Origin of the sequence: Streptomyces sp. NPDC021225, assembly GCF_044332865.1 — a bacterium.
GTDB lineage: Bacteria > Actinomycetota > Actinomycetes > Streptomycetales > Streptomycetaceae > Streptomyces.
Window position 1 is genome coordinate 690942 of the sequence record NZ_JBIRPV010000004.1, and the last position, 26157, is coordinate 717098.

The following is a 26157-nucleotide window of genomic DNA, read 5'->3' on the forward strand; positions in this document are numbered from 1 at the left end:
ACGACGAAAGGCCCCCGATGAACAGCGCGCCAGTGCGCCATGTGCTCATCCTCGGTGGCACCACCGAAGCGCGCCGACTCGCCGAGGAGCTCGCCGACGACCCCGCGCTGCGCGTCACCAGCTCGCTGGCCGGGCGTGTCGCCCAGCCACGGCTGCCCGCCGGGCAGGTGCGGATCGGCGGGTTCGGGGGGCCCGAGGGCATGGCTCGCTGGCTGCGCGAGCAGCACGTGGACGCGCTCATCGACGCCACCCATCCTTTCGCCGGCACGATCAGTCTCAACGCGGCCCGTGCGGCCGCCGACGTCCATGTTCCCCTGCTCGCCCTGCGCCGCCCCGGCTGGGTGCCGGGCCCGGGGGACCGCTGGCACTGGGCCGGGTCGCTGGACGAGGCGGCCCGGCTGCTGCCCGCCCTGGGGCGGCGGATCTTCCTCACCACCGGGCGGATGGGCCTGGCCGCGTTCGCCCAGCTCACCGAGCAGTGGTTCCTGGTGCGCTCCGTCGACGCCCCCGAGCCACCGGTTCCGCCGCGCATGGAAGTGCTCCTGGACCGCGGCCCGTTCACCCTGGAGAGGGAGGCGGAGCTGCTGCGCCGCCACCGCATCGACACCCTGGTCACCAAGGACAGCGGCGCCGGTGCCACCGCGGCCAAGCTCACCGCGGCGCGCGAGGCCGGGCTGCCGGTCGTCGTCGTACGGCGCCCCGCGGCCCCGGACGGCGTGTCCGTCGCGCCCGACCCGGCGGCCGCGCTGGCGTGGCTGCGCGCCACCCTGAGCTGACCGCCCGCCCGGCCGGAGGGTCGCCCGACCGGCGAGTCGCCCGGCGGGTCAGCGCTCCGGGTACCGGCGTGGCGTCCAGACGATCTCGGTGCCGTCGCCGCGCCGGGCCGTGCGGGTCTGGGAGGAGCCGACCAGCAGGATGGTGCGCATGTCGACCTGGCCGGGGTCGAGGTCGGCGAGTCCCACGATCCGTACCCGCTCCTCCGGGCCGCCCACGTCCCGGGCGACCACGACGGGCGTGTCGGGCGCGCGGTGTTCGAGCAGCAGCTCGCGTGCCTTGCCGACCTGCCAGATCCGGCTGCGCGAGCCGGGGTTGTACAGGGCGAGCACCAGGTCGGCGGCCGCGGCGGCGCGCAGCCGCTCGGCGATCACCTCCCAGGGCTTGAGCCGGTCGGACAGTGAGACCACCGCATAGTCGTGGCCGAGCGGGGCGCCCGCGCGGGCGGCCGCCGCGTGGGCCGCGGTCATGCCAGGCACCACCCGGACCGGCACCTCGCGGTACGGGTCCCCGGCCGCCGCCTCCAGCACGGCGGTGGCCATGGCGAAGACGCCCGGGTCTCCCGAGGAGACCACGGCGACCCGCCGCCCGCGCCGGGCCAGGTCGAGCGCGAACTCGGCCCGCTCGGCCTCCACCTTGTTGTCCGAGGCGTGCCGCCGCTGCCCCGGGCGCCGCGGCACCCGGTCCAGATAGGTGGTGTAGCCGACCAGGTCCTCGGCGGCGGCCAGTTCGCCGCGCGCCTCGGGGGTCAGCCACAGCGGGCCCGCCGGGCCGAGACCCACCACCACGACCTCGCCCGGGCGAGCCGGGGCCTGGGCCCCGATCCGGCTCGGCAGCAGTGCCACCGAGAAGTAGGGCACCGACTCGGGGTCCACCTCGGCCAGCGGCGCGGTGCGCTCCGCGTCCATCGTGGCCCGCTCCACGTACCGGGCCTCCGCCAGCCGCCCCGAGCGCTCCAGCGCCCGCCGCACCGCCGGGAAGGTCCGGCCGAGCTTCATCACCGCGGCCGCGTCGGTGGTGGCCAGACGCGCGGTCAGCTCCTCCTCCGGGAGGGTGCCGGGCAGGATCGTCAGCACCTCCTCGCCCTCCACCAGCGGCGCCCCGAGCCGGGCGGCGGCCGCGCTCACGGAGGTGACGCCGGGGACGACTTCGGTGGGGTAGCGGTCGGCCAGGCGCTTGTGCATGTGCATATACGAGCCGTAGAAGAGCGGATCGCCCTCGGCGAGCACCGCGACCGTTCGCCCCGCGTCCAGGTGGGCGGCCAGCCGGGCCGCGGCGTCCGCGTAGAACTCCTCCATCGCGCCGCGGTAGCCGCCGGGGTGGTCGGTGGTCTCGGTGGTGACCGGGTAGACCAGGCGCTCCTCGATGTGGTCGGGGCGCAGATGGCGCTCGGCGATGGAGCGCGCGATGCTGCGGCCGTGCCGGGCGCTGTGGTACGCGACGACATCGGCCTCGGCGATGACCTCCACGGCCCGCACCGTCATCAGCGAGGGGTCGCCGGGGCCGAGACCCACGCCGTACAGCCGGCCGGTCTGGTGCTCGCTCACTCTTCCTCGCTCGCAATCGCGTTGACCGCGGCCGCGGCGATGGCACTACCGCCGCGCCGGCCGCGCACCACCAGGTGGTCGAGCGCGGCCGGGTGCCCGGCCAGCGCATCCTTGGACTCGGCCGCGCCGATGAAGCCGACCGGCACGCCGATGACGGCGGCCGGGCGGGGCGCGCCGGCCCCACCCTCTTCGATGATCTCGAGCAGCCGGAACAGCGCGGTGGGCGCGTTGCCGATGGCCACGACCGCGCCCTCCAGCCGGTCGCGCCACAGCTCCAGCGCGGCGGCGCTGCGCGTGGTGCCCATGCGCCGGGCCAGTTCGGGCACCGCGGGGTCGGACAGGGTGCACAGCACCTCGTTGTCCGCGGGCAGCCGCTTGCGGGTCACGCCGCTGGCCACCATGTGCGCGTCGCAGAGCACGGGCGCCCCGGCGCGCAGCGCGGCGCGGGCGCGGGCGACCACCTGGGGGGTGTACGCGAGGTCCTGGACGAGGTCGACCATGCCGCAGGCGTGGATCATCCGTACCGCGACCTGGCTGACGTCGGAGGGAAGGCCGCCCAGGTCCGCCTCGGCGCGGATGGTGGCAAAGGAGGCGCGGTATATGGCCGCGCCGTCCTTCTCGTAGTCGAACACTGTGCCCTCGATCATGTCGCTCCACGGGCCGACGCCACGGCGCCGGCCAATTGGTCTGCTGTCACGTCCACGCCGGGCGTGGACCCTCCGGGGTCTCGCACGGCGACCCGGTAGCCGTCGCCCGTCGCCAGCACGTCGACCCATCGGCCGCCGGGGTGGCCGCAGCGCCGCTCGCAGCCGGAGAAGTACACGGGCGGACGGCCCGGCGGCGGGCCCTGGTCCGGCGGCGGGTCCGGGCGGCCGTCGCCGGACGCGGCGCCCGCCACCGCGCGCGCCGCGTCGGCGCGCACATTGGCCAGGGACTTGGCGCAGCCGGGCCGCCCGGTGCACGCGGCGATCCCGAGCCACGGGGAGTGCGGCGTGGCCACCAGCCCGGCGTCGGCGAGTTCCCGCAGCGCGGCCCGTGCCTCGTCAGGGGAGAAGCCGGGCAGCACCACGCCGCGCCAGGGTGTCACACGCAGCTCGCCCGAGCCGCCCCGGGAGGCGAGCCCGGCCAGCAGCCGCCACTGCGTGGCGGAGAGCCGCCCCAGCGGGACGGCGACGGACACCGCGCACCGCCCGTCAGGCCCGACGACGAGCCCGACGGCGGGCGTGGGGTCGGCGGCGGGTGTGCCCGCTGTGGTGGTCGGGGACTGGGGGCCGAGGGGTGTGGCCTGGATCCCCGCTGCGGCGAGTCGCCCGGCCAACCGGTCGGCCGTCACGGCGTGTCGCGCCGGCAGCTCGCGGACGCGCCAGGCCCGTGTGCCGCTCGCGCGCACCGCGTCGAGAAACGCCACGGCTGCCAGCGCGGCCGCGCGCGGCGCGTCCTCGGCGCGCACCAGGAGTTCGGCGCCCGAGGGGCCGTCACCGAGCCCGGGGGGACCCGGCGGCCGCGCCCTGCTCGGCGTGTCGTCGCCCGCTGCCCGCCCGGCCCGGCGCGCCGCGACGCCCGGCGCGCCGGAGTGGTCCGTCGCGCCGGAGTGGTCCGTCGCGTCAGGGCGGTCCGTCGCGTCGGGGGAGTCGGCGGCGTTCGGTGCGGTGGAATCCGCGCGCGCGAGTCCGTGACCCCCGGCGGAGCCGAGCCGCAGCACCGCCTCGCCGTCCGGAGTTGCGATCAATGTCACATCCGCGCCCAGCGCCGACACATCGCCGCGCCCGTCGTCGAGAGCGAACAGGAACCGGCCCGACAGCCCCGCCAGTTCGGCGAATCCGGACCCCGCGGGCACCTCGTCGCACAGCAGCGCGTCCAGCGCCCTCGCCCACGCCGGGGCATCCGCGTGCCCGGCCCCGTCCAGCCCGGACAGCGGGGACGCCACGATGTTGCGCACCCGGTCGTGGCGGTCCGACGGGAGCAGCCCGGCCGCCCGCAGCCGGGCCGCGAGGCCGGCCCCGCACCCCGCGTCGAGTCCGCGCAGCTGGAGATTGCCCCGGGAGGTGAGGTCCAGTCGGCCGTCTCCCAACTCCTCGGCCACGCCTGCCAGCACCAGCGCCTGACGTGCCGTCAGCAGCCCGCCCGGCACCCGCACCCGGGCCAGCGCGCCGTCGTCCGCCGGGTGCAGCCGCAGCGCGCCGGGACACGCGTCGTCGCGCCCGCGCACGGGGGTTTCATCCCCTGGTGGGGCGGTTGTCGGGGGGAGGGGCATGGCGGCGAGCATACCGACGATCCGCTTCGCCTCACCGCCCCGTGGCAGGTCGAGAAGCCCTACTATGCTCACCGGCGGGTCGGTCCCGGCCCGCCACTGCACAAGACGGCACAAGGGTAGGAAGCCGGTGGAAATCCGGCGCGGTCCCGCCACTGTGAGCGCGGCAGCCGGTACGCGGCGGCCGGGCGAGCCAGGAACTCCCGCCGTCTTCGAACCCGCCCGGGGCGCGGACCCCGAGGAAGGCCTGCCGTCGCATGATCCTGCTGCTGTCGACGTCCGACACCGACCTGCTCAGCGCCCGCTCGGCACCGACCCCGGTGCCCTACCGGCTCGCCAATCCCGCCCGGCTCCCGCTGGACGACCTCCCCGCGCTCCTCGACGGCGTCGAACTCGTCGTCGTACGGCTGCTCGGCGGGGTGCGCGCCTGGCAGGAGGGGCTCGACACGCTGCTCGCCGGGGACCGCCCGGTCGTGGTCCTGACCGGAGAACAGGCCCCGGACGCCCAGCTCATGGAGGCCTCCACGGTCCCCGTCGGGATCGCCGCCGAGGCCCACGCCTACCTCGCGCACGGCGGGCCCGGGAACCTCGGTCAGCTGGCCCGCTTCCTGTCCGACACCGTCCTGCTCACCGGCCACGGCTTCGAGTCGCCCGCCCCCGCGCCCTCCTGGGGCGCGCTGGAGCGCACCGCGCGCGAGGGTGTCACCGGCCCGCGGGTCGCGGTGCTCTACTACCGCGCCCACCACATGAGCGGCAACACCGCCTTCGTCGAGGAGCTCTGCCGGGCCGTCGAGGACGCCGGGGCCCGCCCGCTCCCGCTGTACGTCGCCTCCCTGCGCGCGCCCGAGCCCGAGCTGCTGGAGGCCCTCGCCGGGGCCGACGCGGTGGTCACCACCGTGCTGGCCGCGGGCGGCACCCGGCCCGCCGAGGCGTCGGCCGGCGGCGACGACGAGGCCTGGGACGCGGGGGCGCTGGCCGCGCTGGACGTCCCGGTGCTCCAGGCGCTGTGCCTGACCGGCCCGCGCGCCGCCTGGGAGGAGAACGACGAGGGCCTCTCGCCCCTGGACGCGGCCACCCAGGTCGCCGTCCCGGAGTTCGACGGACGGCTGATCACCGTGCCGTTCTCCTTCAAGGAGACCGACCGGGACGGCCTGCCCGTCTACGTCGCCGACCCCGAGCGCGCCGCGCGTGTCGCCGGGATCGCGGTACGACACGCCCGGCTGCGCCACATACCCGCGGGTGACAAGCGCCTCGCGCTCGTCCTCTCCGCCTACCCCACCAAGCACTCCCGCATCGGCAACGCGGTCGGCCTGGACACCCCCGCCAGCGCCGTCGCCCTGCTGCGCCGACTGCGCGCCGAGGGCTTCGACCTCGGCCCCGAGGACGGGCCCGACGCGCTGCCCGGCCTCGCCTCCGGCGACGGCGACGAGCTGATCCGCGCCCTGATCGAGGTGGGCGGCCACGACCAGGACTGGCTCACCGAGGAGCAGTTGGCCCGCAACCCGGTCCGGATCCCCGCCGCCGACTACCGCCGCTGGTACGCCCGGCTGCCGCAGGAGCTGCGCGAGGCGGTGGAGGAGCACTGGGGGCCGCCGCCGGGCGAGATGTTCGTCGACACCAGCCGCGACCCGGAGGGCGAGATCGTGCTGGCCGCGCTGCGCCGCGGCAACCTCCTCGTCGTCATCCAGCCGCCGCGCGGCTTCGGCGAGAACCCGATCGCCATCTACCACGACCCCGATCTGCCGCCCTCCCACCACTACCTGGCCGCCTACCGCTGGATCGCCACCCCCCGGGCCGACGGCGGCTTCGGCGCCGACGCCATGGTGCACCTGGGCAAGCACGGCAACCTGGAGTGGCTGCCCGGCAAGAACGCGGGCCTGTCCGCCGCCTGCGGCCCCGACGCCGCGCTGGGCGATCTGCCGCTGATCTACCCGTTCCTGGTCAACGACCCCGGCGAGGGCACCCAGGCCAAGCGCCGCGCCCACGCCACCCTCGTCGACCACCTCGTGCCGCCCATGGCCCGCGCCGACTCCTACGGAGACATCGCGCGCCTGGAGCAGCTGCTGGACGAGTACGCCGCCATCTCCGCGATGGACCCGGCCAAACTCCCCGCCATCCGGGCCCAGATCTGGACCCTCATCCAGGCCGCCCGGCTCGACCACGACCTCGGCCTGGAGCAGCGGCCGGAGGACGACGGCTTCGACGACTTCCTGCTGCACGTGGACGGCTGGCTGTGCGAGGTCAAGGACGCCCAGATCCGCGACGGACTGCATGTCCTGGGCGCCGCCCCCTCCGGCCCCGAGCGCGTCAACCTCGTCCTGGCCATTCTGCGCGCCCGGCAGATCTGGGGCGGCACCACGGCGCTGCCCGGGCTGCGCGAGGCACTGGGCCTCGACGAGTCGGCCGCCGGCCGCACCGACACCGACGAGGCGGAGGACAGGGCCCGCGCCCTCGTCCAGGCCATGGAGGACGCCGACTGGGCCCCGGAGGCCACCGAGAAGGCGTGCCTGGGCCTGCCCGACGCGCAGCGGGACGCGGTCGCCGCGATCCTCGACTTCGCCGCCCGGGAGGTCGTGCCGCGGCTGGCCGCCACCACCGACGAGATCGACCACGCGGTGCACGCGCTGAACGGCGGCTTCGTGCCCGCGGGCCCCTCCGGCTCACCGCTGCGCGGCCTGGTCAACGTCCTGCCGACGGGCCGTAACTTCTACTCCGTCGACCCCAAGGCCGTGCCCAGCCGCCTGGCCTGGGAGACCGGCCAGGCGCTCGCCGACTCGCTGCTGGAGCGCTACCGCCGCGACAACGACGGCGCGTGGCCGCGCTCCGTCGGCCTGTCGCTGTGGGGCACCAGCGCGATGCGCACCTCGGGCGACGACGTGGCCGAGGCGCTCGCGCTGCTGGGCGTCCGCCCGGTGTGGGACGACGCCTCGCGGCGTGTCACCGGACTCGAACCCGTCCCCCTCGACCAGTTGGGCCGCCCCAGGGTCGATGTCACGCTGCGCATCAGCGGCTTCTTCCGTGACGCCTTCCCGCACGTCGTGGCGCTGCTCGACGACGCCGTACGCCTCGCCGCCTCCCTCGACGAGCCCGAGGGCGACAACTACATCCGTGCCCACGCCAAGGCCGACCTCGCCGAACACGGCGACGAACGCCGCGCCACCACCCGTATCTTCGGCTCCCGCCCCGGCACCTACGGCGCGGGCCTGCTCCAGCTCATCGACAGCCGCGACTGGCGCACCGACGCCGACCTCGCCGAGGTGTACACGGTCTGGGGCGGCTACGCCTACGGCCGCGGGCTGGAGGGCCGCCCGGCCCGCGCGGAGATGGAGAGCGCCTACCGACGGATCGCGGTCGCGGCCAAGAACACCGACACCCGCGAACACGACATCGCCGACTCGGACGACTACTTCCAGTACCACGGCGGCATGGTCGCCACGGTGCGCGCGCTCAAGGGCACCGCCCCGGCCGCGTACATCGGCGACTCCACCCGCCCCGAGACCGTCCGCACCCGCACCCTGCACGAGGAGACCTCCCGGGTCTTCCGCGCCCGCGTGGTCAACCCGCGCTGGATCGAGGCGATGCGCCGCCACGGCTACAAGGGCGCCTTCGAACTCGCCGCGACCGTCGACTACCTCTTCGGCTACGACGCCACCACCGGCGTGGTCGCCGACTGGATGTACGACAAGCTCGCCCAGAGCTACCTCCTGGACCCCGAGAACCGCTCCTTCCTCCAGGAGGCCAACCCGTGGGCGCTGCACGGGATGGCCGAGCGCCTGCTGGAGGCGGAGAGCCGCGGCCTGTGGGAGCAGCCCGACCCCGAGATCCTGGCGGCGGTTCGGGAGCTGTATCTGGAGACCGAGGGCGGCCTGGAGGGCGGGGAGGACGAGACCGAGTGACCAACGGGGGGAGTGGGACGGCGCCGCTGGAGTCGGTGGCCTGGGTCTGTGTACGCGATGGGCGGCTGCTTGCGGTGCGCACCCGCGGCCGCGACGCGTTCTACCTGCCCGGCGGCAAGCTCGAACCGGGGGAGGACGGGCCGCGGGCGCTGGCCCGGGAACTCGCCGAGGAACTCGGCCTGACCGCCGTTCCCGCGACCACGGCCGGGCCGGCCATGCCGGCCATGTCAGCCATGTCGGAGGTCTACGTCATCGAGGACGAGGCGCACGGCCAGGGCGGCCGACGGCTGCGGATGACCTGCTACACGGGCGAGGCGGAGGGCGAGCCGACACCGGGCCGTGAGATCGCGGAGCTGGCCTGGCTGACGGCGCAGGAGGCGGACCGCTGCGCCCCCGCGCTGCGTCAGGTGCTGCGCCGGTTGGTGGCGGAGGGCCGCGTCCGCCACCGGTGACGCGGCCCGCGCGTCAGGGGTGCTTGAGGGACACCGGGGAGGTGGCGGGGCGGGAGGCGGAGCGGACCCGCTCGGGCCAGGCCGGGCAGTTCACCAGCTCGGCCCACTCCCGGTCGTAGCGCCCCGGCACCGCCCGTCCCGCGGAGGCCCAGCGCTCGACCAGTGCGGCGTAGATGGGCACACAGGTGCTCTGGTGGAGCGTTTCGCCGCCCGCGGTGCTCCGGTCCAGCGCTCTGCTCGGCTGTGAGAGAGAACGGCGTCGCATCGTCGTCGTCATGTCAGGCCAACGCGCCGCGCCCGGCGCGGTCACCCGCTTTCCGTGGAGCTCACCCGGACCGGGGCGGTCTCGCACATCTCATCGAGCGACTCGAACTCGAAAACCGGGGAAATCGATTCGGAGATATGCGCGTCGAACTGGTCCGCGATCGCGTATCACCAGGCACGGGCACGATTGAGACGAATAAAGGTGACGATCTACTGATCGCGCAGGCCGCAGGTATGCTCGGCTGCGACCTGAATACGGGGGCACGGTCAGGGCCTTGTGAGACCACCATGAACCGGGGGTTCGCGAATGAGGTTTCAGGTTCTGGGCAACTTCGAAGTCCTGGCCGACGCCCGTGTCCTGACGCCGACCGCTCCCAAGCTCCGCCGGGCCCTGGCCCTGCTGATACTGCGGCACAACGAGGTCGTGCCCACCAAGGCCCTCATCGACGAACTCTGGGGAAGCAGCCCCCCGGACAAAGCCCTGCGCGCCGTACACACCTATATCTATGAACTCCGCCGCGGCCTGGCCCGCCCCGATGACGGCGGACAGTCTTTTCTCCAGACCCGGCCGAGCGGCTATGTCGTCCGTGTTCCGGAAAGCGCGATCGACCTCACTTCGTTTCGCGTCCTGGTCGAAGAGGGCAGGGAGGCGCGCGCCGCGGGGGACCCGGGACAGGCCAGGGTTCTGCTGAACCGGGCCCTGGGGCTGTGGCAGGGCAGCGCCCTGGCCAATGTGGACCGCGGCCCACTGCTCGAAGCGCACGCGACCGAGCTGGAGGAGCGCCGGCTGCGCGCCCTGGAGATGCGCATCGACGCCGATTTCCGGCTCGGCCGGCACCATGAACTCACCGGAGAACTCAAGGTCCTCGCCGCCTCCGGGCCCCTCCACGAAGGCATCCACGCCAAACTGATGCTTGCGCTCTACCGTTCGGGGCGGCGCGGCGAGGCGCTCAAGGTCTTCCACGACCTGCGCCGCCAGCTGATCGACGAGCTGGGCCTGGAGCCGGGCCCCGAGATCCAGCGGCTCCAGCGCTCCATGCTCGTGGGGGACCCGTCGCTCGATCCGCCGCCTGCCCCGCTGCCGCCGCCGCGCCGCGCCCATCCCCCGCCCGCCCAGCTTCCCCGGGACACCGTCGACTTCACCGGGCGGCAGGCCGAACTCGACGAGGCGGGCCACCTGCTGGCGGCCCACGGCGACGGCACCGGCCTGCCCGTGGTGTCCCTGGTCGGTATGGCGGGCGTCGGCAAGACGGCCACCGCCATCCACCTCGCCCACGCGGTCCGCTCCCGCTACCCCGACGGACAGCTGTACGTCCCGCTGGGCGGATCGCAGCCCGTCCCGGCCACCGCGGCGGAGGGGATGGAGCACATCCTGCGGGCGATCGGCGTGGCGCCACGCGACATCCCGGCCACGCCGACCGGGCGGACCGCGCTGTTCCGCACCTGGAGCTCCGACCGCCGGGTGCTGCTGGTGCTGGACGACGCCGACTCGCCCCAGCAGGTCGAACCGCTGCTCCCGGGCGGCACCGGCTGCGCCGTGCTGATCACCAGCCGCTCCCTGCTGTACGGGCTGCGCGGGGCGCGGACCGTGGCGCTGGGCTGTCTGTCCACCGCGGAGGGCGAGCGGCTGCTCACCCGGCTGATCGGGCGCGAGCGCACGGACGCCGAGCCCCAGGCCGTCGCGGAGGTGGTGCGGGTCGTGGACGGGCTGCCGCTGGCCATCACCTTCCTCGGCGAGCGGCTGACGGCGATGCGGTCGGTCAGCGTCGCCCACGTGCTGGCGAAGATACGATCCGCCAAGGGGCAGCACCGGCTCTCCGAGTTCTCGGCGCTGGGCCTCGACCTCTACGACCGGCTGGACAGCTGCTTCCGCAAGCTCGACGGGGACGCCCAGGCGGCCTTTCTGCGGCTGGCCGTGATCCCGCGCCCGCTGTTCACCGCCGGGGAGGGAGCGCGGGCGCTGGGCACGGACACCACCACGGCCGATGTGGTGCTGATGCGGCTGGTCGACGCCTCGCTGGTGGAGGTCGCGGGGGAGCGGGCGGCGGGCCGGCGGCAGTACCGCTTCCGGGAACTGGTCCGCGCCTACGCGCTGGAGCGCATGGTGGCCGGTCGCGCGGTGCCCGCGGTGCGCCACTTCATGGGCTTCTGACGCCCAAGGCCCGGGCTCAGCGGCCCTCCCCACCCGGTCGGCCGCCCGGCCGGTCGAGGGTGACCGGCGGCATGAAGTCGCGGATCAGTGTGCGGTGCCACCACGCCCCCGTGGTCCGCAACTCGCTCCAGGTCGTGAAGCGGTAGAGAAACAGACGCGCGCGGATGTGCGTGGGCGGCGCGTCGGGGAAGGGGCACACCCGCAGCAGCCTGAGCGTCCTCCGGTCGCCCTCCAGCAACTTGGTGACCAGCGGGCCGAACCAGGACCGGGCGTAGCCGGGCGAGATCCCGGCGAACCACATCATCCAGTCGAGCCGCAGATGGTACGGGGCGAACTGGCGCGGCATCCGGCGCACATCGCCCGGCTTGCCCCGGAACTCGTACTCCTTCCACACCGCGTCCGGCGTGGGCACCGGCGCGTCGGTGCCCTCGATCACCACCTCGAACCGGGCGCGGTTGACGCTGCCGAAGGCCCCGTAGGTGTTGACCAGGTGGAGCGGATTGAAGGAGTAGTTCATCAGCTGCCGGCCCGACACCAGGTTGCGGGCGGGCCAGTAGCTGAGCACCACCACCAGGGCGGTGGCGGCCAGCACCAGGGTCTCGAACCACACCGGGGTAGCGGCGAGCGGCGGCGGCTCGGGCAGCCCCAGCGCCCGGGCGGCGCGCCGCCCGTCGACCGCGGCGAGGGCCAGCAGGATGGTCAGCCAGTTGAGCCAGGAGAAGTTGCCGGACGCCACCAGCCACAGCTGGGTGACCACGATCACGCCCCCGGCCACGCTCGCCACCGGCTGCGGCGTGAACAGCGCGAGCGGCACAAGGAGCTGGGCGACGTGGTTGGCCGCCACCTCGATCCGGTGCACGGGCTTCGGCAGCCGGTGGAAGAACCAGCTCAGCGGGCCAGGCATGGGCTGTGTCTCGTGGTGGAAGTACAGACAGGTCAGCTGCCGCCAGCAGCGGTCGCCCCGGATCTTGATCAGCCCGGCGCCGAACTCGACCCGGAACACCAGCCAGCGCAGCAGCCACAGCACCAGGACGGGCGGCGCGGTGTCGGCGTTGCCGAGGAAGACGGCCAGGAAGCCGGTCTCCAGCAGCAGCGACTCCCAGCCGAAGCCGTACCACACCTGCCCGACATTGACGATCGACAGATACAGCAGCCACAGCACCAGCCACATCAGCATCGCGGCCCACAGCGGCACCCGGTCCGCGGCCCCCGCCGCCACCGCGGCGGCCAGCGCCGCTCCCAGCCAGGTACAGCCGGTGAAGAAGCGGTCCGAGAAGTGGAGCTGGAAGAGGCTGGGGGAGCGCCCGAACGGCATCCGCGCGACGAACCACGGCACCGGCGTCAGCCCCCGCTCGCCGATCAGGGCCCGCCCCTGGTTCGCCGCGACCAGGAAGGCGACCACATAGACGGCCGCCAGCCCCCGTTGGAAGACCAGCCGGCTCAGCCAGTAGTCGGATGAGGTGAACCACTCCATGCGGAACCGCTCCCTGGGCTCGTCAGTGCCTGGGCGTCCGGCTATCCGTACCACCTGGGCCCGAGGGGCGCGGCCCGGCGGGCCCCGGGGCGGGCGTAGTTCATCCGGTCGGCGCGCGCCCGTCGCCGGTCCGCGCTTAACCGGTTCAGGGGCGCCGTGGCGGGGCGGTGCTGCCGCGCGGGGTGAGGGCCGGGGTGGGCGACTGATGGGTGCCGGGCGCCGCGTCGTCGAGCACATCGAACAGCCGGCGGGCGACCTCGGCCCCGAAGCCGAAGACGTCGTGGCTCATCGCCGACAGCGTGGGGCGGGTGAGCTGGCACAGCTGGGAGTCGTCCCAGGCCAGCAGCGAGACGTCCGCGGGCACCGAGAGACCCATCTCGGCGGTCACCGACAGCCCGGCCACCGCCATGATGTCGTTGTCGTAGATGACCGCGGTCGGCCGGTCGGCCGAGGCCAGCAGCGCCCGCGTGGCGCGCGCCCCCTCCTCCCCCGAGAAGTCGGTGGCGACCGTGCGCCCGTCGGCCAGGCCCAACTCCCGCACCGCGGCCTCGAAGGCGGCGGTGCGGATCACGCTGTGCCCGAGCGAGGCCGGGCCGCTCACCCGGGCGATCCGCCGGTGGCCCAGCGCCGCCAGATAGCGCACCGCCTCGACGACGGCGCTGCCGTCGTCCGTCCATACGCAGGTGAACCCGCCGGCCAGGGAGGGGTGTCCGGCCGCGACGGCGGGCAGCCCGAGCCGGTGCAGCGCGGGGACGCGCGGATCCTCGTCGTGGAGGTCCACCAGGATCGACCCGCCGATCTGGCGCCCCCGCCACCACGCCTCCTGGACCTCGATCTCCTCCCGGACGTCCCGCACCAGCCGCAGCAGCAGCGAGCAGTGCCGCTCGACGAGCACGCTCTCGATGCCCGAGACGAACTCCATGAACCACGGCTCGAGCCCCAGCATCCGGGCCGGCCGGGCGATGGCCAGGCCCACGGTGTCCACCCGCGCGTTGGACAGCGACCGGGCGGAGAGATGGGGTGCCCAGCCCAGCTCCCGGGCGGCCTCGAAGATCCGGGCCCGGGTGGCCTGGGAGACCCCGGGGCGGTCGTTGAAGGCCAGCGACACCGCGCCCTTGGAGACCCCGGCCCGCGCGGCCACGTCCTTGATGGTGACGCGCCGCGGTGGGCCCGCCGTGACCTCGCTGTCCATGCACCGACTCCCGCTGCTCGGCTGCCGCTCGCGACGAACGCCACACCTTACCGCGTCGGTAAACCGGTCAAGGTGGATTTTCGCGGGGCCTCGCTCAGGACTTCCGCTCAGGACCCGCCGCCCCGGTACACCGGCGGAAGGGGCAGCCGGTGCCAGGGCACGCAGCGGTCGACCAGGCCGAAGGCCGCGCGCACCGGGAGCGACAGCACGGCGTCGCGGCGCGGCGTCGCGGTGGGGAAGCGCGGCCCCGGCCGCTGGGCGCCGCTCGCCTCGTACGCGGCCCTGCGGGCGCGGTTGAGGTTGCCCAGCGGACGGAACTCCTCCGTGGTGTGCCAGGGGTTGAAGGCGAGCCGCTCCACCCGGTGCGCCGCCGAGCATGCCTCGGCCCCCTCCAGGTCCTGGCGCGGCACGGTCAGCACGGCCACCGGGACGACGGGCGCGTCGCTCTCCTGCCACTCCACCGAGCCGTCCTCGACCGGGGTGCGGCGCTCGTCCAGATACCGCTGCACACACAGCTCGAAGCAGACGTCGCCGGTGGACAGGCGCTGCGTCAGCTCCCGGTGGAGATAGCCGGGATCGCCGCGGTCCGGCGGCGGGGCGGGCGTGGAGCCGGGGGCGGGGCGCAGCCGGTAGCGGACCGGCCCCGCGTCGCCCCACAGGATCGCGCCACAGCTCCAGAAGGTCTCGCGGGCCAGCGAGCCGACCATGTGCCGGGTGGCGGTGTGCACATGGCGGCGCATCCGGGCGGCGGTGGACCAGCCGACGGCCAGCGGCAGCTTCACCAGCAGCCCGAAGACCCGCTCGGCGGCGCTGCCCGCGTCCCCCATGGCCTTGGCGAAGGCGACGTACTCGCGCGCGTCCGCGGCGTACGAGACCGGGAAGCTGGTGGTCAGCAGATCGTGCGTCCCCCCGGGCCCGGCCTGCACCCGCACGGCCATCCCGCGCAGATCCGGCGCGGCGTCCGGCCGCTCGGCGCCGCTCGCGTCGGCCAGCCGCACCGCGGCCGGATACTCGGCGCCCGGCTGTGCGTAGCCGACCCGCAGCGCCTCGGGGAGGTCGTCGTGGAAGCGGATCCGGGCGTTGTCCACACCGAGCGCCGGTTTGGCGTGGACGGTGCGCAGAAGGTGCGCGGGGCCACCGTGCTGGTTCCCCCGCCGCACGCCCGCCAGCTCGCGCGCCAGCTTGTCGAAGACCAGCCGCTCCGCCTCCGGGCTGCCGCCCTGGTACTGCTCGTAATGGAACGGAAACCGTGCGTGACGCAGTGCGGGCCGCTCATGCTGTGCGGTGTCGATCATGGGGGGAGCCTCCGTGCGGAACGGGAGAGCCGCGGTACGGCGGGAAGCGGGGCGGCACGGGCGTGCCGAGCCGGTGCGCGGCGCCCGGTCCGGCTCTGCGGTCAGCGTAGGGGCGGGCCGTCGGACCCGCAGCTCAGCACGGCTGGAGGGGTGACCGGAGGGGCCGGCCCGCCCGGCGGCGGGCGGCCGGCCGCTGCGGCACACTGGTCCCATGCCGGAACTGCCCGAGGTGGAGGCCCTGGCCCGGATCCTGGCCGAGCGTGCCGTCGGCCGGCAGATCGCCCGCGTCCACCCCGCCGCGGTCAGCGTCCTCAAGACGTACGACCCGCCGCTGACCGATCTCGAAGGGCGCACCGTCACAGCCGTCCGCCGCCACGGCAAGTTCCTCGACCTGGCCACTGACGGCCCGCATCTGGTCTTCCATCTCGCCAGGGCGGGCTGGCTGCGCTGGCGGGACGGCCTTCCGGAGGCGCCGCCCCGCCCCGGCAAGGGCCCGCTGGCGCTGCGGCTGCGCCTGGCCGGCCCGGAGGGCGCGGGCTTCGACCTGACCGAGGTGGGCACCCGCAAGGCGCTGTCCGTCTACTGCGTGCGCGACCCCCAGGAGGTGGAGGGCATCGCCCGGCTGGGGCCGGACCCGCTGGCGGAGTCCATGACCCCGGAGGTGTTCGCGGGGCTGCTGCGCGGGGTGCGCCACCGGATCAAGGGCGTGCTGCGCGACCAGAGCGTCATCGCCGGGATCGGCAACGCCTACTCCGACGAGATCCTGCACGCCGCCCGGATGTCGCCCTACCGGATGGCCGGGGACCTGACCGAGGAGGAGGTCACCCGGCTGTACGAGGCGATGGGCACCACGCTGCGCGACGCCGTCGAGCGCTCCCTGGGGTCGGCGGCGCGCGATCTGAAGGCGGAGAAGCGCAGCGGCATGCGGGTGCACGGCCGCACCGGCCAGCCGTGCCCGGTGTGCGGCGACATGGTGCGCGAGGTGTCCTTCGCGGACTCCTCCCTCCAGTACTGCCCCACCTGCCAGACCGGCGGGAAGCCGCTCGCCGACCGGCGGCTGTCCCGGCTGCTCAAGTAGCGCGGCTGTGCAAACAGCGCCCGCCTCAGGGGCGCGTCGCGGTCTTGTCGTCGCCCAGGAAACGGAACCGCCTCCCTTGGCTCCCTTGACGGTCACCGGCCCGATCCGCGAGGTGCCCCAGATCTGGTCGTCCGCGGTCTCCTGTCCCCGCCGCCCCCACGGGGCGCCCGAGGACAACAGCGAAATGATCCGCTCGTCCTGGTTCAGCCGCTGCTCCGGGCAGGGGGCACCGCCCAGCGGTAGCCGGGGGAGCACCACCTCCTCCAGCGTGGTCGCCATCTCCTGGTCCGCGCTGTCGGTGTCGGCGTGCACCGACACCACCGTCATCACCCGCACCGGCCCCTTGGCGGGGCTCTTGGCCGGCAGCACGCTGCGCTGCGACAGACTGGCCAGCACCCCCGGTGGCAGCTTCTCGCGCTGCCACACACACGTCTCGTCCAGCACCGCCCAGGTGTCCGGACCGCTCTCGAAGGGGCGCTGCCGACGCCTTCGGAGCGACGCTCCCCGACGGCGGCACCCCCAAGTCCGAAGGCGTTCCGCGGTCCTTGGGGCCCGCCCCGTCGGCCCCTGACGAACAGCCGCCGAGCAGGGCGCCGGCCGACACGGCGACCAGGCCCCCGCGAAGCACCTTGCGCCATCGCACAGTTGCCCCCTCCCCCCACATTTGACCGTTGATGACACCTTAGGATGCCGCCGTTCCACGCGGGACCCGGCGAAGACATCGGCCGGGGACTGGACGGTCGTCGGCCGACCCTGATAGCGGTGTGCCGAGAGACACCCGCACCACCCTCTGTCCCCCCACTCCACTCCACGGAGCACCATGACCAATGCCCTGATCATCGGTGGCGGAATCGCCGGAACCGTGACCGCGATCGCCCTGCGCAAGGCCGGGATCAACGCGGCCGTGTACGAGGCGTACCCCACCGAGGCCACCGACACGGGTGCGTTCCTGCTCGTCTCCGCCAACGGGATGGAGGCGCTGCGCACCATCGGCGCACACCGGCCGGTGCTGGACAACTCCTTCCCGGCAGGCCGCTCAGACTTCATCAGCAACACGGGCAAACGGCTCGGCGGGCGGCCCATGGCCGGCTCCGAGGAGGGCGCCCTCGGCGCCCGTACGATCAAACGCGCCACCCTGGGGCGGGTGTTGCGCGAGGAGGCGGAGCGCCGAGGTGTCCGCGTCCAGCACGGCAAGCGCCTGCTGGCCGCCCAGACCGGCCCCGACGGGCGCGTGGTGGCGTCCTTCGCGGACGGCGGGCGGGCGCAGGGGGACCTGCTCGTCGGCGCCGACGGAATCCACTCCCTCATCCGCAGGACCATCGAAGCCGCGGCGCCCCGGCCGCGCTTCACCGGCCAGCACACGGTGTGCGGCTACGCCCGGGACGCCGCGTCGCCCCCGGACCCCGACACCTACGCCATGATCTACGGCAAGCGCGCCTTCTTCGGCTGCACCACGGCCCCCGACGGCGAGGTCTGGTGGTTCGCCAACACCCCCGGCACCGAGCTGTCCAAGGACGAACTCGCGGCGACCACCCCGGAGCAGTGGCGCGAGCAGCTCGCCGCTCTGTTCGCGGAGGACAACACCCCCGCGGCCGACATCATCCGGGCGAGCGGCGAGTCCATCGTCGCCACCAACGCCTATGACATCGCCTCGACGCCCACCTGGTCCGACGAGACGATGGTCCTGGTGGGCGACGCGGTGCACGCCTGTGCGCCGAACGCCGCCCAGGGCGCGTCCCTGGCCATCGAGGACGGCGTCGTGCTCGCCAAGTGCCTGCGCGACCTGCGCAGCCCCCGGCCGGCCTTCGCCGCGTACGAGAGGCTGCGCCGCGAGCGGGTGGAGCGGGCGGTGGCGACCAGCGCGGGCCTGGTCCGCCGCACCGCGCCCGGGCCCGTCGGCCGGGCCCTGCGGGACGCGATGCTGCCGCGCAAGCTCGACCGGGCGGGCACCGACGGCGCCACGGACTGGCTGACCGGTTACCGCATCGACTGGGACGAGCCCGTCCCCGGAGAGGTGGCGCGAGCCCGTCGCTGACGGGACGGCCGGAGCGAGCGCGGCGGCCCGGCCTCGGGAATTCACTCCTGAGGCCGGGCCCGGCGTTTGGGGACGGGACCCGGGGGCACTTGGTGCGTTCCGTGAGATCCGTACGCACGGGAGCCCCGAGTGAACCGAGTCCGCATCGTGATCGTCGGCGCGGGATTCGCCGGCTACCAGGCGGCCCGTACGCTCTCCCGCACCCTGCGGGACGAGGCGGAGATCGTCCTGGTCAACCCCAACGACTACTTCCTGTATCTGCCACTGCTGCCGGACGTGGCGGCCGGGGTGCTCGAACCCCGCCGGGTCTCGGTCTCCCTCACCCAGACCCTGCCCCGGGTCCGCCTGGTGCTCGGCGAGGTCGGCTCCGTCGACTTCGCCGAGCGGCGGGTCGGCTGGACGGACCCGGAGGGCCGGTCCGCCGGGACGGACTACGACCGGCTGATCCTGTCCGTCGGCAGCGTCAACAAGCTGCTGCCGATCCCCGGCGTGGCCGAGCACGCGCACGGCTTCCGGGGCATGCCCGAGGCGCTCTACCTCCGCGACCACATGATCCGCCAGATCGAGCTGGCCGGCGCCGCCGACGACCCCGCGGAACGGGCCGCCCGGTGCACCTTCGTGGTGGTCGGCGCGGGGTACACGGGCACGGAGGTGGCCGCCCACGGCGTGCTGCTCACCGACGCGCTCGCCCGCCACAACGCGGGGCTGCGCGACGCGCCGCGGCCGCGCTGGCTGCTGGTGGACATCGCCGACCGGGTGCTGCCCGAGCTCGACCGGAGGCTGTCCGACACCGCGCACCGGGTGCTGTCCAGGCGCGGGGTGGACATCCGTACGGGCACCTCGGTCAAGGAGGCCACCGCGGACGGCGTGCTGCTCGACACCGGTGAGTTCGTGGCCACCCGGTCGCTGATCTGGTGCGTGGGCGTCCGGCCCGACCCGCTGGTGGACGACATCGGTCAGCCGACCGCCCAGGGACGGCTGTGCGTCGACCAGTATCTGGCCGTGCCCGGCCACCCCGAGGTGCTGGCCTGCGGGGACGCGGCGGCGGTGCCCGATCTGACCCGCCCGGGCCGGTACACGCCGATGACCGCGCAGCACGCCCAGCGGCAGGGCAGGGTGGCGGGCCGCAATGTCGCCGCCTCACTGGGGCACGGCTCGCGGCGCCCCTACAAACACCACGACCTCGGGTTCACCGTCGACCTCGGCGGGGTACAGGCCGCCGCGAACCCGCTGCGTGTGCCGCTGTCCGGGCCGCTCGCGAGCCTGGTCACCCACGGCTACCACCTCATGGCGATGCCCGGCAACCGCGTCCGGGTCGCCGCCGACTGGCTGATCGACACGGCGCTGCCGCCCCAGGGCGTACAGCTGGGCCTGGTGCCCTCCTGGGCGGTGCCGCTGGACACCGAGGCGCCCGAGCGGCCCCGGCTGCCCCGCAGGGCCCCGGCCGACCGCTGACGGACCCGGAAGGAGTGCTATGCAAGACCACCTGCTCAGCGAGCTCGGGCAGCAGCTCCGGGTGGACTCGGTGCGGGCCGCGGCGGCCGCCGGGTCCGGACATCCGACCTCGTCGATGTCGGCCGCGGACCTGATGGCCGTCCTGCTGGCCAACCACCTGCGCTACGACTTCGAGCAGCCCCGCCACCCCGGCAACGACCACCTGGTCTTCTCCAAGGGGCACGCGTCACCGCTGCTCTACTCCATGTTCAAGGCCGCCGGGGCGATCAGCGACGAGGAACTCCTCACCTTCCGCAAGCTCGGCAGCCTGCTGGAGGGACACCCCACGCCGCGGCTGCCGTGGGTGGACGTGGCCACCGGCTCGCTGGGGCAGGGGCTGCCCGTCGGCGTCGGGCTGGCGCTCGCCCATAAACGCCTGGAGAGGCCGGACGGGGCCAACAGCCGCGTATGGGTGCTGTGCGGGGACAGCGAGCTGGCCGAGGGGTCGGTGTGGGAGGCCTTCGAGCACGGCTGCTACGAACACCTCGACAACCTCACCGCCATCATCGACGTGAACCGGCTCGGCCAGCACGGGCCCACCCGCCACGAGTGGGACCTGGGCGCCTACGCGCGCCGTATGCACGCCTTCGGCTGGCACACCATCGAGATCGACGGCCATGACGTCGCCGCCGTCGACCGGGCCTACGGCGAGGCGGCGTCCACGGTCGGCCGGCCCACGGCGATCATCGCCCACACCGTCAAGGGCCGGGGCGTGGCCTCGGTGGAGAACCGGGAGGGCATGCACGGCAAGCCGCTGCCGAACCCCGAGGAGGCGGTCGCCGAGCTCGGCGGCGTACGGGAGATGGCCGTGCCGGTGCTCGGCCCGCCCGCGGTGAGCGCCGGGCCGCCGCCCGGTGACGGGCATCTGAGCCTGCCGCGGTTCGACCCCGGCGAGCGGGTCGCCACACGGGACGCGTTCGGGCAGGCGCTGGCCGCCCTCGGCACGGCCCGCGGCGATGTGGTCGTGCTCGACGGCGAGGTGGGCGACTCCACGCGCACCGAGTTCTTCGCCAAGGAGCACCCCGAGCGGTTCTTCGAGTGCTACATCGCCGAACAGCAACTGGTGGCCGCCGCCGTCGGGATGCAGGCGTGCGGATGGCTCCCGTACGCGTCCACCTTCGCGGCCTTCTTCACCCGCGCCTACGATTTCGTACGGATGGCCGCCATCAGCCGGGCGGACCTCAACCTGGTCGGCTCGCACGCCGGGGTGGCCATCGGCGAGGACGGCCCCTCGCAGATGGGCCTGGAGGACCTGGCGGCCTTCCGCGCGGTGCACGGCAGCACCGTGCTGTACCCGTGCGACGCCAACCAGACCGCCCAGCTGACCGCCGCGATGGCCGAGCAGTCCGGCATCCGCTATCTGCGCACCACCCGCGGCAGGACCCCGGTCCTCTACCCGCCCTCCGAGCGCTTCCCGATCGGCGGCAGCAAGCTGGTGCGCGCCACGGACGGCGACCGGGTGACCGTCGCCGCGGCCGGGGTGACCGTGCCCGAGGCGATCGCCGCCGCGGACCGGCTCGCCGGGGAGGGCATCCCCGTCCGCGTCATCGACCTGTACTCGGTCAAGCCGGTGGACGCGCAGACCCTGCGGGCCGCCGCCGAGCTGACGGGGCGCCTGATCACCGTCGAGGACCACCACCCCGAGGGCGGGCTGGGGGACGCGGTGCTCGAGGCCTTCTGCGACGGCCGCCCGGCGCCCCGCACGGTGAGGCTCGCCGTGCGCACCATGCCGGTCTCCGCCACCCCGGAACAGCAACTGTCCGAGGCCGGGATCGACGCGGAGGCCATCGCCGCCGCCGCCCGCGAACTGGTCGGCGCGGCGACCTGACGTACAACCGCCCACTGGACTTCACGAGGAGCGGACCATGAGCAACGAGCGCGGAAAGCGTGTGGTGGTGGTCGGCGCCACCGGCAACACCGGCACCAGCGTCCTCCGGGCGCTCGGCGAGGACCCGGACGTCGCCTCCGTCGTGGGGATCGCCCGCCGCGTCCCCGCCTGGACGCCGCCGAAGGTGACCTGGGTCCGGGCCGATATCGCGGAGGAGGCGGACGACCTGGTCCGGCCCCTTCAAGGCGCCGACGCCGTGATCCACCTGGCCTGGCTCATCCAGCCCAGCCACGCGCCGGTGACCACCTGGCGGACCAACGTCCTCGGCAGTATCCGCCTCTTCGAGGCCGTCGCGGCCGCGGAGGTGCCGGTGCTGGTCCACGCGTCCTCAGTGGGGGCGTACTCGCCCGGCCCCCAGGATCGCCGGGTGGACGAGTCCTGGCCCACCCACGGCTGGCCCGAGGCCGCGTACTGCCGCGAAAAGGCGTACCTGGAGCGGGTGCTGGACGCTTACGAGGGCGAGCATCCGCAGGTGAGGGTGGTGCGGATGCGCCCCGCCTTCCTCTTCAAGGAGCAGTCAGCGGCCGAGCAGCGCCGCCTGTTCCTGGGCCCGTTCCTGCCCCGTCGGCTGGTGCGCCCCGCCCTGCTGCCGGTGGTGCCCGACATCCGCGGCCTGCTGCTTCAGGCCCTGCACACCGACGACGCGGCCGAGGCCTACCGGCTGGCGATCGGCCGGGATGTGCGCGGCGCCTTCAACCTGGCCGCCGAACCCCCGCTCGACGCGCGGGTGCTCGCCGAGATGGTGGGCGCCAGGGTGGTCCGGACGCCACGCGTCGCCGCCCGCTCGGCACTGGCCGCCGCCTGGCACCTACGCCTGCTCCCCGCCGCGCCCCAGCTGTTCGACGCCGCGCTGCGGCTGCCGCTGATGGACGCCGGCCGCGCCCGGGACGAACTGGGGTGGCAGCCGCGGCGCACCTCCGCGGAGACGATCGAGGAGTTCCTGCACGGTCTGCGCCACGACGTCGGCATGGAGACGGCACCGCTGGTGGGACACGCGGCCCCGGGCGGCTGAGGGGGTACGGCTACCCGTCCTCTTCCCTGAAATCCTCCCATCGCGCTCTGACCACTCCGTCGGAGTCCGGCACGACGGCGCGCCAGTTCTCCATGGCGGAATCCTTGAGCATGAACGTGAAGCCCTCGTCGGTGATTTCGGCGAGAGAATCCGCGCCACCCGGATAGGAACGGTAGGTCAACTCTCCTGGCGTCAATGGAGCCTTGAAGGCCGTGAAGTCGTCGTCCAGCAGATCCGCGTCGAGCCGCAATTCGGGGTCGGACACGACACACAGCAGTGAGCGAGGGCGGACGGCTTCGGCCACCTCGGCGGAGTTTTCAGAGGTCACCCGGAACCATCGGTAGCCGCACGCGCCGTGCGCCCAGCGCTCGCACAGCAGGGTCAGCTCCGCGGTAGCTGTTCGTACGGCGGCCCAGAATTCCGCATCGGCCGGCCTGTCGACGATCCGTGACCCGTCCGCGGGTTCCGGTGCCGCGGTGCGCCATTCGAGACTCACGTCGTCGCCGTGCAGGCCCGCCATCCGGCCGGCCATTTCCGGCGTCATAAGGAGATGTACGAAACCATTCCATCCCGATTCGATGCGCAGCTGATCCGTGCTGGTCAGCCGGCAGTAGGGACCGCGACCGGCCGCCATGCCCACGGCAAGGTCCACAGCCTCCCGCGGGCTGATCTCCAGCCCGTTGCGGAGCGCGGAGAGCTCGTCGGGCAGCGGCTGGCCGACGAACAACTCGCTGACCTCGAGAGTGTCGGCGCCGCTCGCCTCGATCACGGCCCCGAGCACCCCACGCAACTCCGCGGCGTAAGAACCCCAGCCTTCGGCTTCGTCAAGCGCGTCTCGCACGTTTTCGTCACGAGGGCCGGCAATCAGCTCGGTGACTACTTCGCGATCCACTTGAGGCCTCGTATCTCTCCATTGGGTCCGACATCCAAATCGTAGGTGCCGTCCCGGGCCGAGTCCTTGGTGGACTGGAAGGGATTTTTGAAGTTGGCGCCCTTGAAAATTCCTCCCTTGTGCCCGGTCCGGTCCCAGGTGATGTAGCGCGGAAGTGTTCGCCCTGGCTTCTTGTGCTCCCAGATCATGGGTCCTGCGGCGGATTTCTTGCCGGTGTTTCTGTAGCCCAGGTACTTGGCGATGTCGTCGGACCACTCACGTGTGATCGGATTGCAGTTGCTGTTACGGGGTTTGTCGGCCGTCACCCGATCACCGGGGCGGATGTCCTCGCCGGGGCGGCGGGTGCCGTCGGTGAGGAGCGCCCGGGTGCCGGTGGCGAAACTGTGCGGCCTGGCGCAGTTCGCGCTGTTCCGCTCCTGCTTCACCCGGTCCACGAGCCGCTTCACCTCGAGCGTCGCCAGCGCGCGGGCGGTGACCAGGGTGCTGGCGGTGTACGGGATGCGGTACTGGACCGGTCGGCCGCCGTTGGCCCGGGAGCGGGCCCGGGCCTCCGCCTTCTTCTGCGCCTCGATCGAGGCGAAGGTCGGGCCGGCGCCCGCGTTGGAGCAGGACAGGTTGCCCGAGACGCTGGTGCCGCTGACGGCGAAGGTGCCCTGCCGGCTCGTGCACCCGCCGGCGGACTTTCCGTCGATGGTGAAGGAGGCGTTCATGACGGCGGTGACCTTGCCGTCCGTCAGGCGGCTCCTCGCGCTGGTGGTGATCTGTCCGGTGAAGCTCTGGCCGGCGGTGCAGCCCCCGGAGCCGCACTTGACCGATCCCGAGCCGCTGAGTGTGAGGGAGATGCCGCTGTCGGTGGCCTTGTTGAGTTCCTTGGTCCGCTTCTCCAGGGTGTCGAGCATCGGGTCGACGGCGTCCCCGGTGACCGGGGCCAGGTCCATGCCCTGGGAATCACTGCCTTCGAGAGGACCGTCCGTCACCTCGGGGGAATCCTTGGCCGCGGTCAGGCTCACCCTGCCGGCAGTGCCGCTCGGTGAGGGTTCCCCCAGCCGGGACGGGGCGTAGGTCTCCAGGCGCAGCACGCGGTGCGGCTTCTTCGCGGTGACGAGCAGCCGGCCCGCGGAGGTGTCCACCGCGAGGGCCGGTGTGCCGTGCACCGTGCGGGGCGGCCGAGCCGACTTGCTCGGGGCCGGAGTGCCCTCCAAGGCGTCCAGGGCCCGGGAGAGCTGAGTCGCCAGCGCGGCCGGGGACGGCCGGTGCTCGACCACTTCCTTCGCCGAGTCGGCGCTGCTCCCGTACCCGGCGTCCCATGTGCCGGGAGCCTCCTTGCCGGGCTTGGCGTCCTTGCCGGGCGCTGGGTCCACCCGCCAGCGGGTGAAGGTCTTGCCGCCCACGTTCAGGATCTCGCGGTCGAGCGACTTCTGGCCGTGGCCCATGGTGCCGAAGCGGCTGCCGGAGGCGGTGACGGTGACGTCGCGCTTCATGGTGTCGGCTGTCGAGGATTCTTCGTACCGCAGGCCGGGGGCCAGCAGAAGATTGTCGACCGCCTGCCGGAACGGCGCCAGGTTCAGCTTTGGCACGTTCCGCTTCGCCTGCGGCTCATCCGATCCCGACTCCGAGGCGTTGTCCCAGACCAGCAGCCCGGCCACCAGCGCCAGGATCAGCGCACCGGCCCCGCCGAAGAGCAGGAAGCGCCCGCGCCGCCCCGAGGGCAGCAGCCGCCGCGCTCCGCCGTGCGGCCCCGGAGATGGCGGTGGGGGCGGCGGGGCCCAGTACGGTGCGGCCTGCGGCGGTCCGTAGGGGGAGTGCTGCGGGGGTGGTGGGTACGGCGTGCCCTGCGGGGGCGCGTACGGGGGTTCCGGCGGAGGCCCGAAGGCGCCGGGGGGCGGGCCGAACGCGCCGCCCTGTGGCGGAGGTGGACCGTACGCGCCGCCCTGTGGCGACGGGCCCTCTGGTGGCCGCTGGCCGTCCGGGCGTGCCGGCTCCGTCATGAGATCCCCCGATCCCCCGTGTGCTGTCGATACCGCCGCCGCGACGTGATCGCGTCACTCGCGCGACTCCCTGCCCCAACTGCTGATCAGAAAGCCCATGTTCGCAGCAACAGGGCCTGATGGCCAGGGACGCGACCCGTGGCCCCGCGCGTCATCGAGTCGCGGACGGGGGCGGCGTGATGCACGGTGGGAGGGGCAGCTCCACGGTGAGGGGAAGGACCATGTCCAATCACACATACCGCGTTGTCGAGGTCGTCGGTTCGTCGGGGGACGGCATCGACGCCGCCATCACGAACGGCATCGATCGGGCGTCGAAGACCCTGCGTGGGCTTGACTGGTTCGAAGTCACCGAGATTCGCGGACACATGGAACAAGGGCGGATCGCGCACTACCAGGTGGGGCTGAAGATCGGCTTCCGTATCGAGGACACCGACTCCTGACGGCCGGCGGGCACGGTCGATCGCACTGATGTG

At 73.8% G+C, this 26157-nt stretch carries 19 protein-coding genes and 1 riboswitch; of the genes, 10 read left to right on the top strand and 9 right to left on the bottom strand.

The genetic code is table 11. The annotated features are described in order from the left end of the window. Positions 1 to 17: 17 nt before the first annotated feature. On the top strand, positions 18 to 776 hold the full coding sequence (locus ACH4S9_RS21430) for a cobalt-precorrin-6A reductase (RefSeq protein WP_398373567.1): 759 nt from the start codon (positions 18 to 20) through the stop codon (positions 774 to 776). A gap of 48 nt (positions 777 to 824) precedes the next feature. On the opposite strand, the gene ACH4S9_RS21435 is transcribed toward ACH4S9_RS21430, so the two are convergent. The 3 genes from ACH4S9_RS21435 to ACH4S9_RS21445 are packed head-to-tail and all read right to left on the bottom strand — an operon-like array spanning position 825 to position 4587. Then, complete coding sequence (locus ACH4S9_RS21435; RefSeq protein ID WP_398373568.1) at positions 825 to 2321, bottom strand: precorrin-2 C(20)-methyltransferase; 1497 nt, start codon at positions 2319 to 2321, stop codon at positions 825 to 827. Further along, positions 2318 to 2968, bottom strand: coding sequence for a precorrin-8X methylmutase (locus ACH4S9_RS21440; protein WP_398373569.1), 651 nt, complete (start codon positions 2966 to 2968; stop codon positions 2318 to 2320). The genes ACH4S9_RS21435 and ACH4S9_RS21440 overlap by 4 nt, the downstream gene beginning before the upstream one ends. Beyond that, complete coding sequence (locus tag ACH4S9_RS21445) at positions 2965 to 4587, bottom strand: nitrite reductase (protein ID WP_398373656.1); 1623 nt, start codon at positions 4585 to 4587, stop codon at positions 2965 to 2967. The genes ACH4S9_RS21440 and ACH4S9_RS21445 overlap by 4 nt, the downstream gene beginning before the upstream one ends. Before the next feature lie 51 nt (positions 4588 to 4638). Continuing rightward, a riboswitch (cobalamin riboswitch) is annotated at positions 4639 to 4798 on the top strand. 31 nt (positions 4799 to 4829) lie between these two features. On the opposite strand from ACH4S9_RS21445, the gene cobN reads away from it, so the two are divergent. Both cobN and ACH4S9_RS21455 read left to right on the top strand, forming a co-directional pair. Beyond that, positions 4830 to 8468, top strand: a complete 3639-nt coding sequence (gene cobN / locus ACH4S9_RS21450; protein WP_398373570.1) for a cobaltochelatase subunit CobN — start codon at positions 4830 to 4832, stop codon at positions 8466 to 8468. Further along, positions 8465 to 8920, top strand: a complete 456-nt coding sequence (locus tag ACH4S9_RS21455) for an NUDIX domain-containing protein (protein ID WP_398373571.1) — start codon at positions 8465 to 8467, stop codon at positions 8918 to 8920. Before cobN ends, ACH4S9_RS21455 begins: the two co-directional genes overlap by 4 nt. A 13-nt stretch (positions 8921 to 8933) precedes the next feature. Here the strand turns inward: ACH4S9_RS21455 and ACH4S9_RS21460 are convergent, their stop codons facing one another. Then, positions 8934 to 9185, bottom strand: a complete 252-nt coding sequence (locus ACH4S9_RS21460; RefSeq protein ID WP_311729040.1) for a hypothetical protein — start codon at positions 9183 to 9185, stop codon at positions 8934 to 8936. A gap of 306 nt (positions 9186 to 9491) precedes the next feature. Here ACH4S9_RS21460 and ACH4S9_RS21465 point away from each other — a divergent pair, with 306 nt between their 5' ends. Then, positions 9492 to 11336: a BTAD domain-containing putative transcriptional regulator gene (locus ACH4S9_RS21465; protein ID WP_398373572.1), complete on the top strand. Its 1845-nt coding sequence runs from the start codon at positions 9492 to 9494 to the stop codon at positions 11334 to 11336. 16 nt (positions 11337 to 11352) lie between these two features. Here the strand turns inward: ACH4S9_RS21465 and ACH4S9_RS21470 are convergent, their stop codons facing one another. From ACH4S9_RS21470 to ACH4S9_RS21480, 3 genes are all read right to left on the bottom strand, one after another. Further along, the gene (locus ACH4S9_RS21470) at positions 11353 to 12810 is read right to left on the bottom strand and encodes a lipase maturation factor family protein (protein WP_398373573.1); all 1458 of its coding nucleotides are present in this window, start codon (positions 12808 to 12810) and stop codon (positions 11353 to 11355) included. A 145-nt stretch (positions 12811 to 12955) separates the two neighbouring features. Continuing rightward, on the bottom strand, positions 12956 to 14002 hold the full coding sequence (locus tag ACH4S9_RS21475) for a LacI family DNA-binding transcriptional regulator (RefSeq protein ID WP_398373574.1): 1047 nt from the start codon (positions 14000 to 14002) through the stop codon (positions 12956 to 12958). Positions 14003 to 14109: 107 nt separating this feature from the next. After that, on the bottom strand, positions 14110 to 15297 hold the full coding sequence (locus tag ACH4S9_RS21480; RefSeq protein ID WP_398373575.1) for a hypothetical protein: 1188 nt from the start codon (positions 15295 to 15297) through the stop codon (positions 14110 to 14112). 211 nt (positions 15298 to 15508) lie between these two features. Between ACH4S9_RS21480 and ACH4S9_RS21485 the strand changes: the two genes are divergently transcribed. The 5 genes from ACH4S9_RS21485 to ACH4S9_RS21505 all read left to right on the top strand — a co-directional run bounded on the left by ACH4S9_RS21485 (position 15509) and on the right by ACH4S9_RS21505 (position 22804). Further along, positions 15509 to 16375 (top strand): Fpg/Nei family DNA glycosylase, encoded by an 867-nt coding sequence (locus tag ACH4S9_RS21485; protein WP_398373576.1) that lies wholly within the window; start codon positions 15509 to 15511, stop codon positions 16373 to 16375. 820 nt (positions 16376 to 17195) lie between these two features. Continuing rightward, positions 17196 to 18410: an FAD-dependent monooxygenase gene (locus ACH4S9_RS21490; RefSeq protein ID WP_311729046.1), complete on the top strand. Its 1215-nt coding sequence runs from the start codon at positions 17196 to 17198 to the stop codon at positions 18408 to 18410. 129 nt (positions 18411 to 18539) lie between these two features. Then, positions 18540 to 19865 carry an NAD(P)/FAD-dependent oxidoreductase gene (locus tag ACH4S9_RS21495; RefSeq protein ID WP_398373577.1) on the top strand — a complete coding sequence of 442 codons (1326 nt, stop codon included), beginning with the start codon at positions 18540 to 18542 and terminating at the stop codon, positions 19863 to 19865. A gap of 19 nt (positions 19866 to 19884) precedes the next feature. Continuing rightward, positions 19885 to 21732, top strand: coding sequence for a transketolase (locus ACH4S9_RS21500; protein WP_361185433.1), 1848 nt, complete (start codon positions 19885 to 19887; stop codon positions 21730 to 21732). Positions 21733 to 21769: 37 nt separating this feature from the next. Next, positions 21770 to 22804 (top strand): NAD-dependent epimerase/dehydratase family protein, encoded by a 1035-nt coding sequence (locus ACH4S9_RS21505; RefSeq protein WP_385347453.1) that lies wholly within the window; start codon positions 21770 to 21772, stop codon positions 22802 to 22804. A 10-nt stretch (positions 22805 to 22814) separates the two neighbouring features. Here the strand turns inward: ACH4S9_RS21505 and ACH4S9_RS21510 are convergent, their stop codons facing one another. Then, positions 22815 to 23696 carry a hypothetical protein gene (locus tag ACH4S9_RS21510; protein WP_385347451.1) on the bottom strand — a complete coding sequence of 294 codons (882 nt, stop codon included), beginning with the start codon at positions 23694 to 23696 and terminating at the stop codon, positions 22815 to 22817. Further along, positions 23681 to 25684 carry a toxin C-terminal domain-containing protein gene (locus ACH4S9_RS21515; RefSeq protein WP_398373578.1) on the bottom strand — a complete coding sequence of 668 codons (2004 nt, stop codon included), beginning with the start codon at positions 25682 to 25684 and terminating at the stop codon, positions 23681 to 23683. The genes ACH4S9_RS21510 and ACH4S9_RS21515 overlap by 16 nt, the downstream gene beginning before the upstream one ends. Positions 25685 to 25905: 221 nt before the next feature. On the opposite strand from ACH4S9_RS21515, the gene ACH4S9_RS21520 reads away from it, so the two are divergent. Further along, entirely contained in the window at positions 25906 to 26124 is a 219-nt protein-coding gene (locus ACH4S9_RS21520; protein ID WP_361185439.1) for a dodecin, read from the top strand. Positions 26125 to 26157 lie beyond the last annotated feature (33 nt).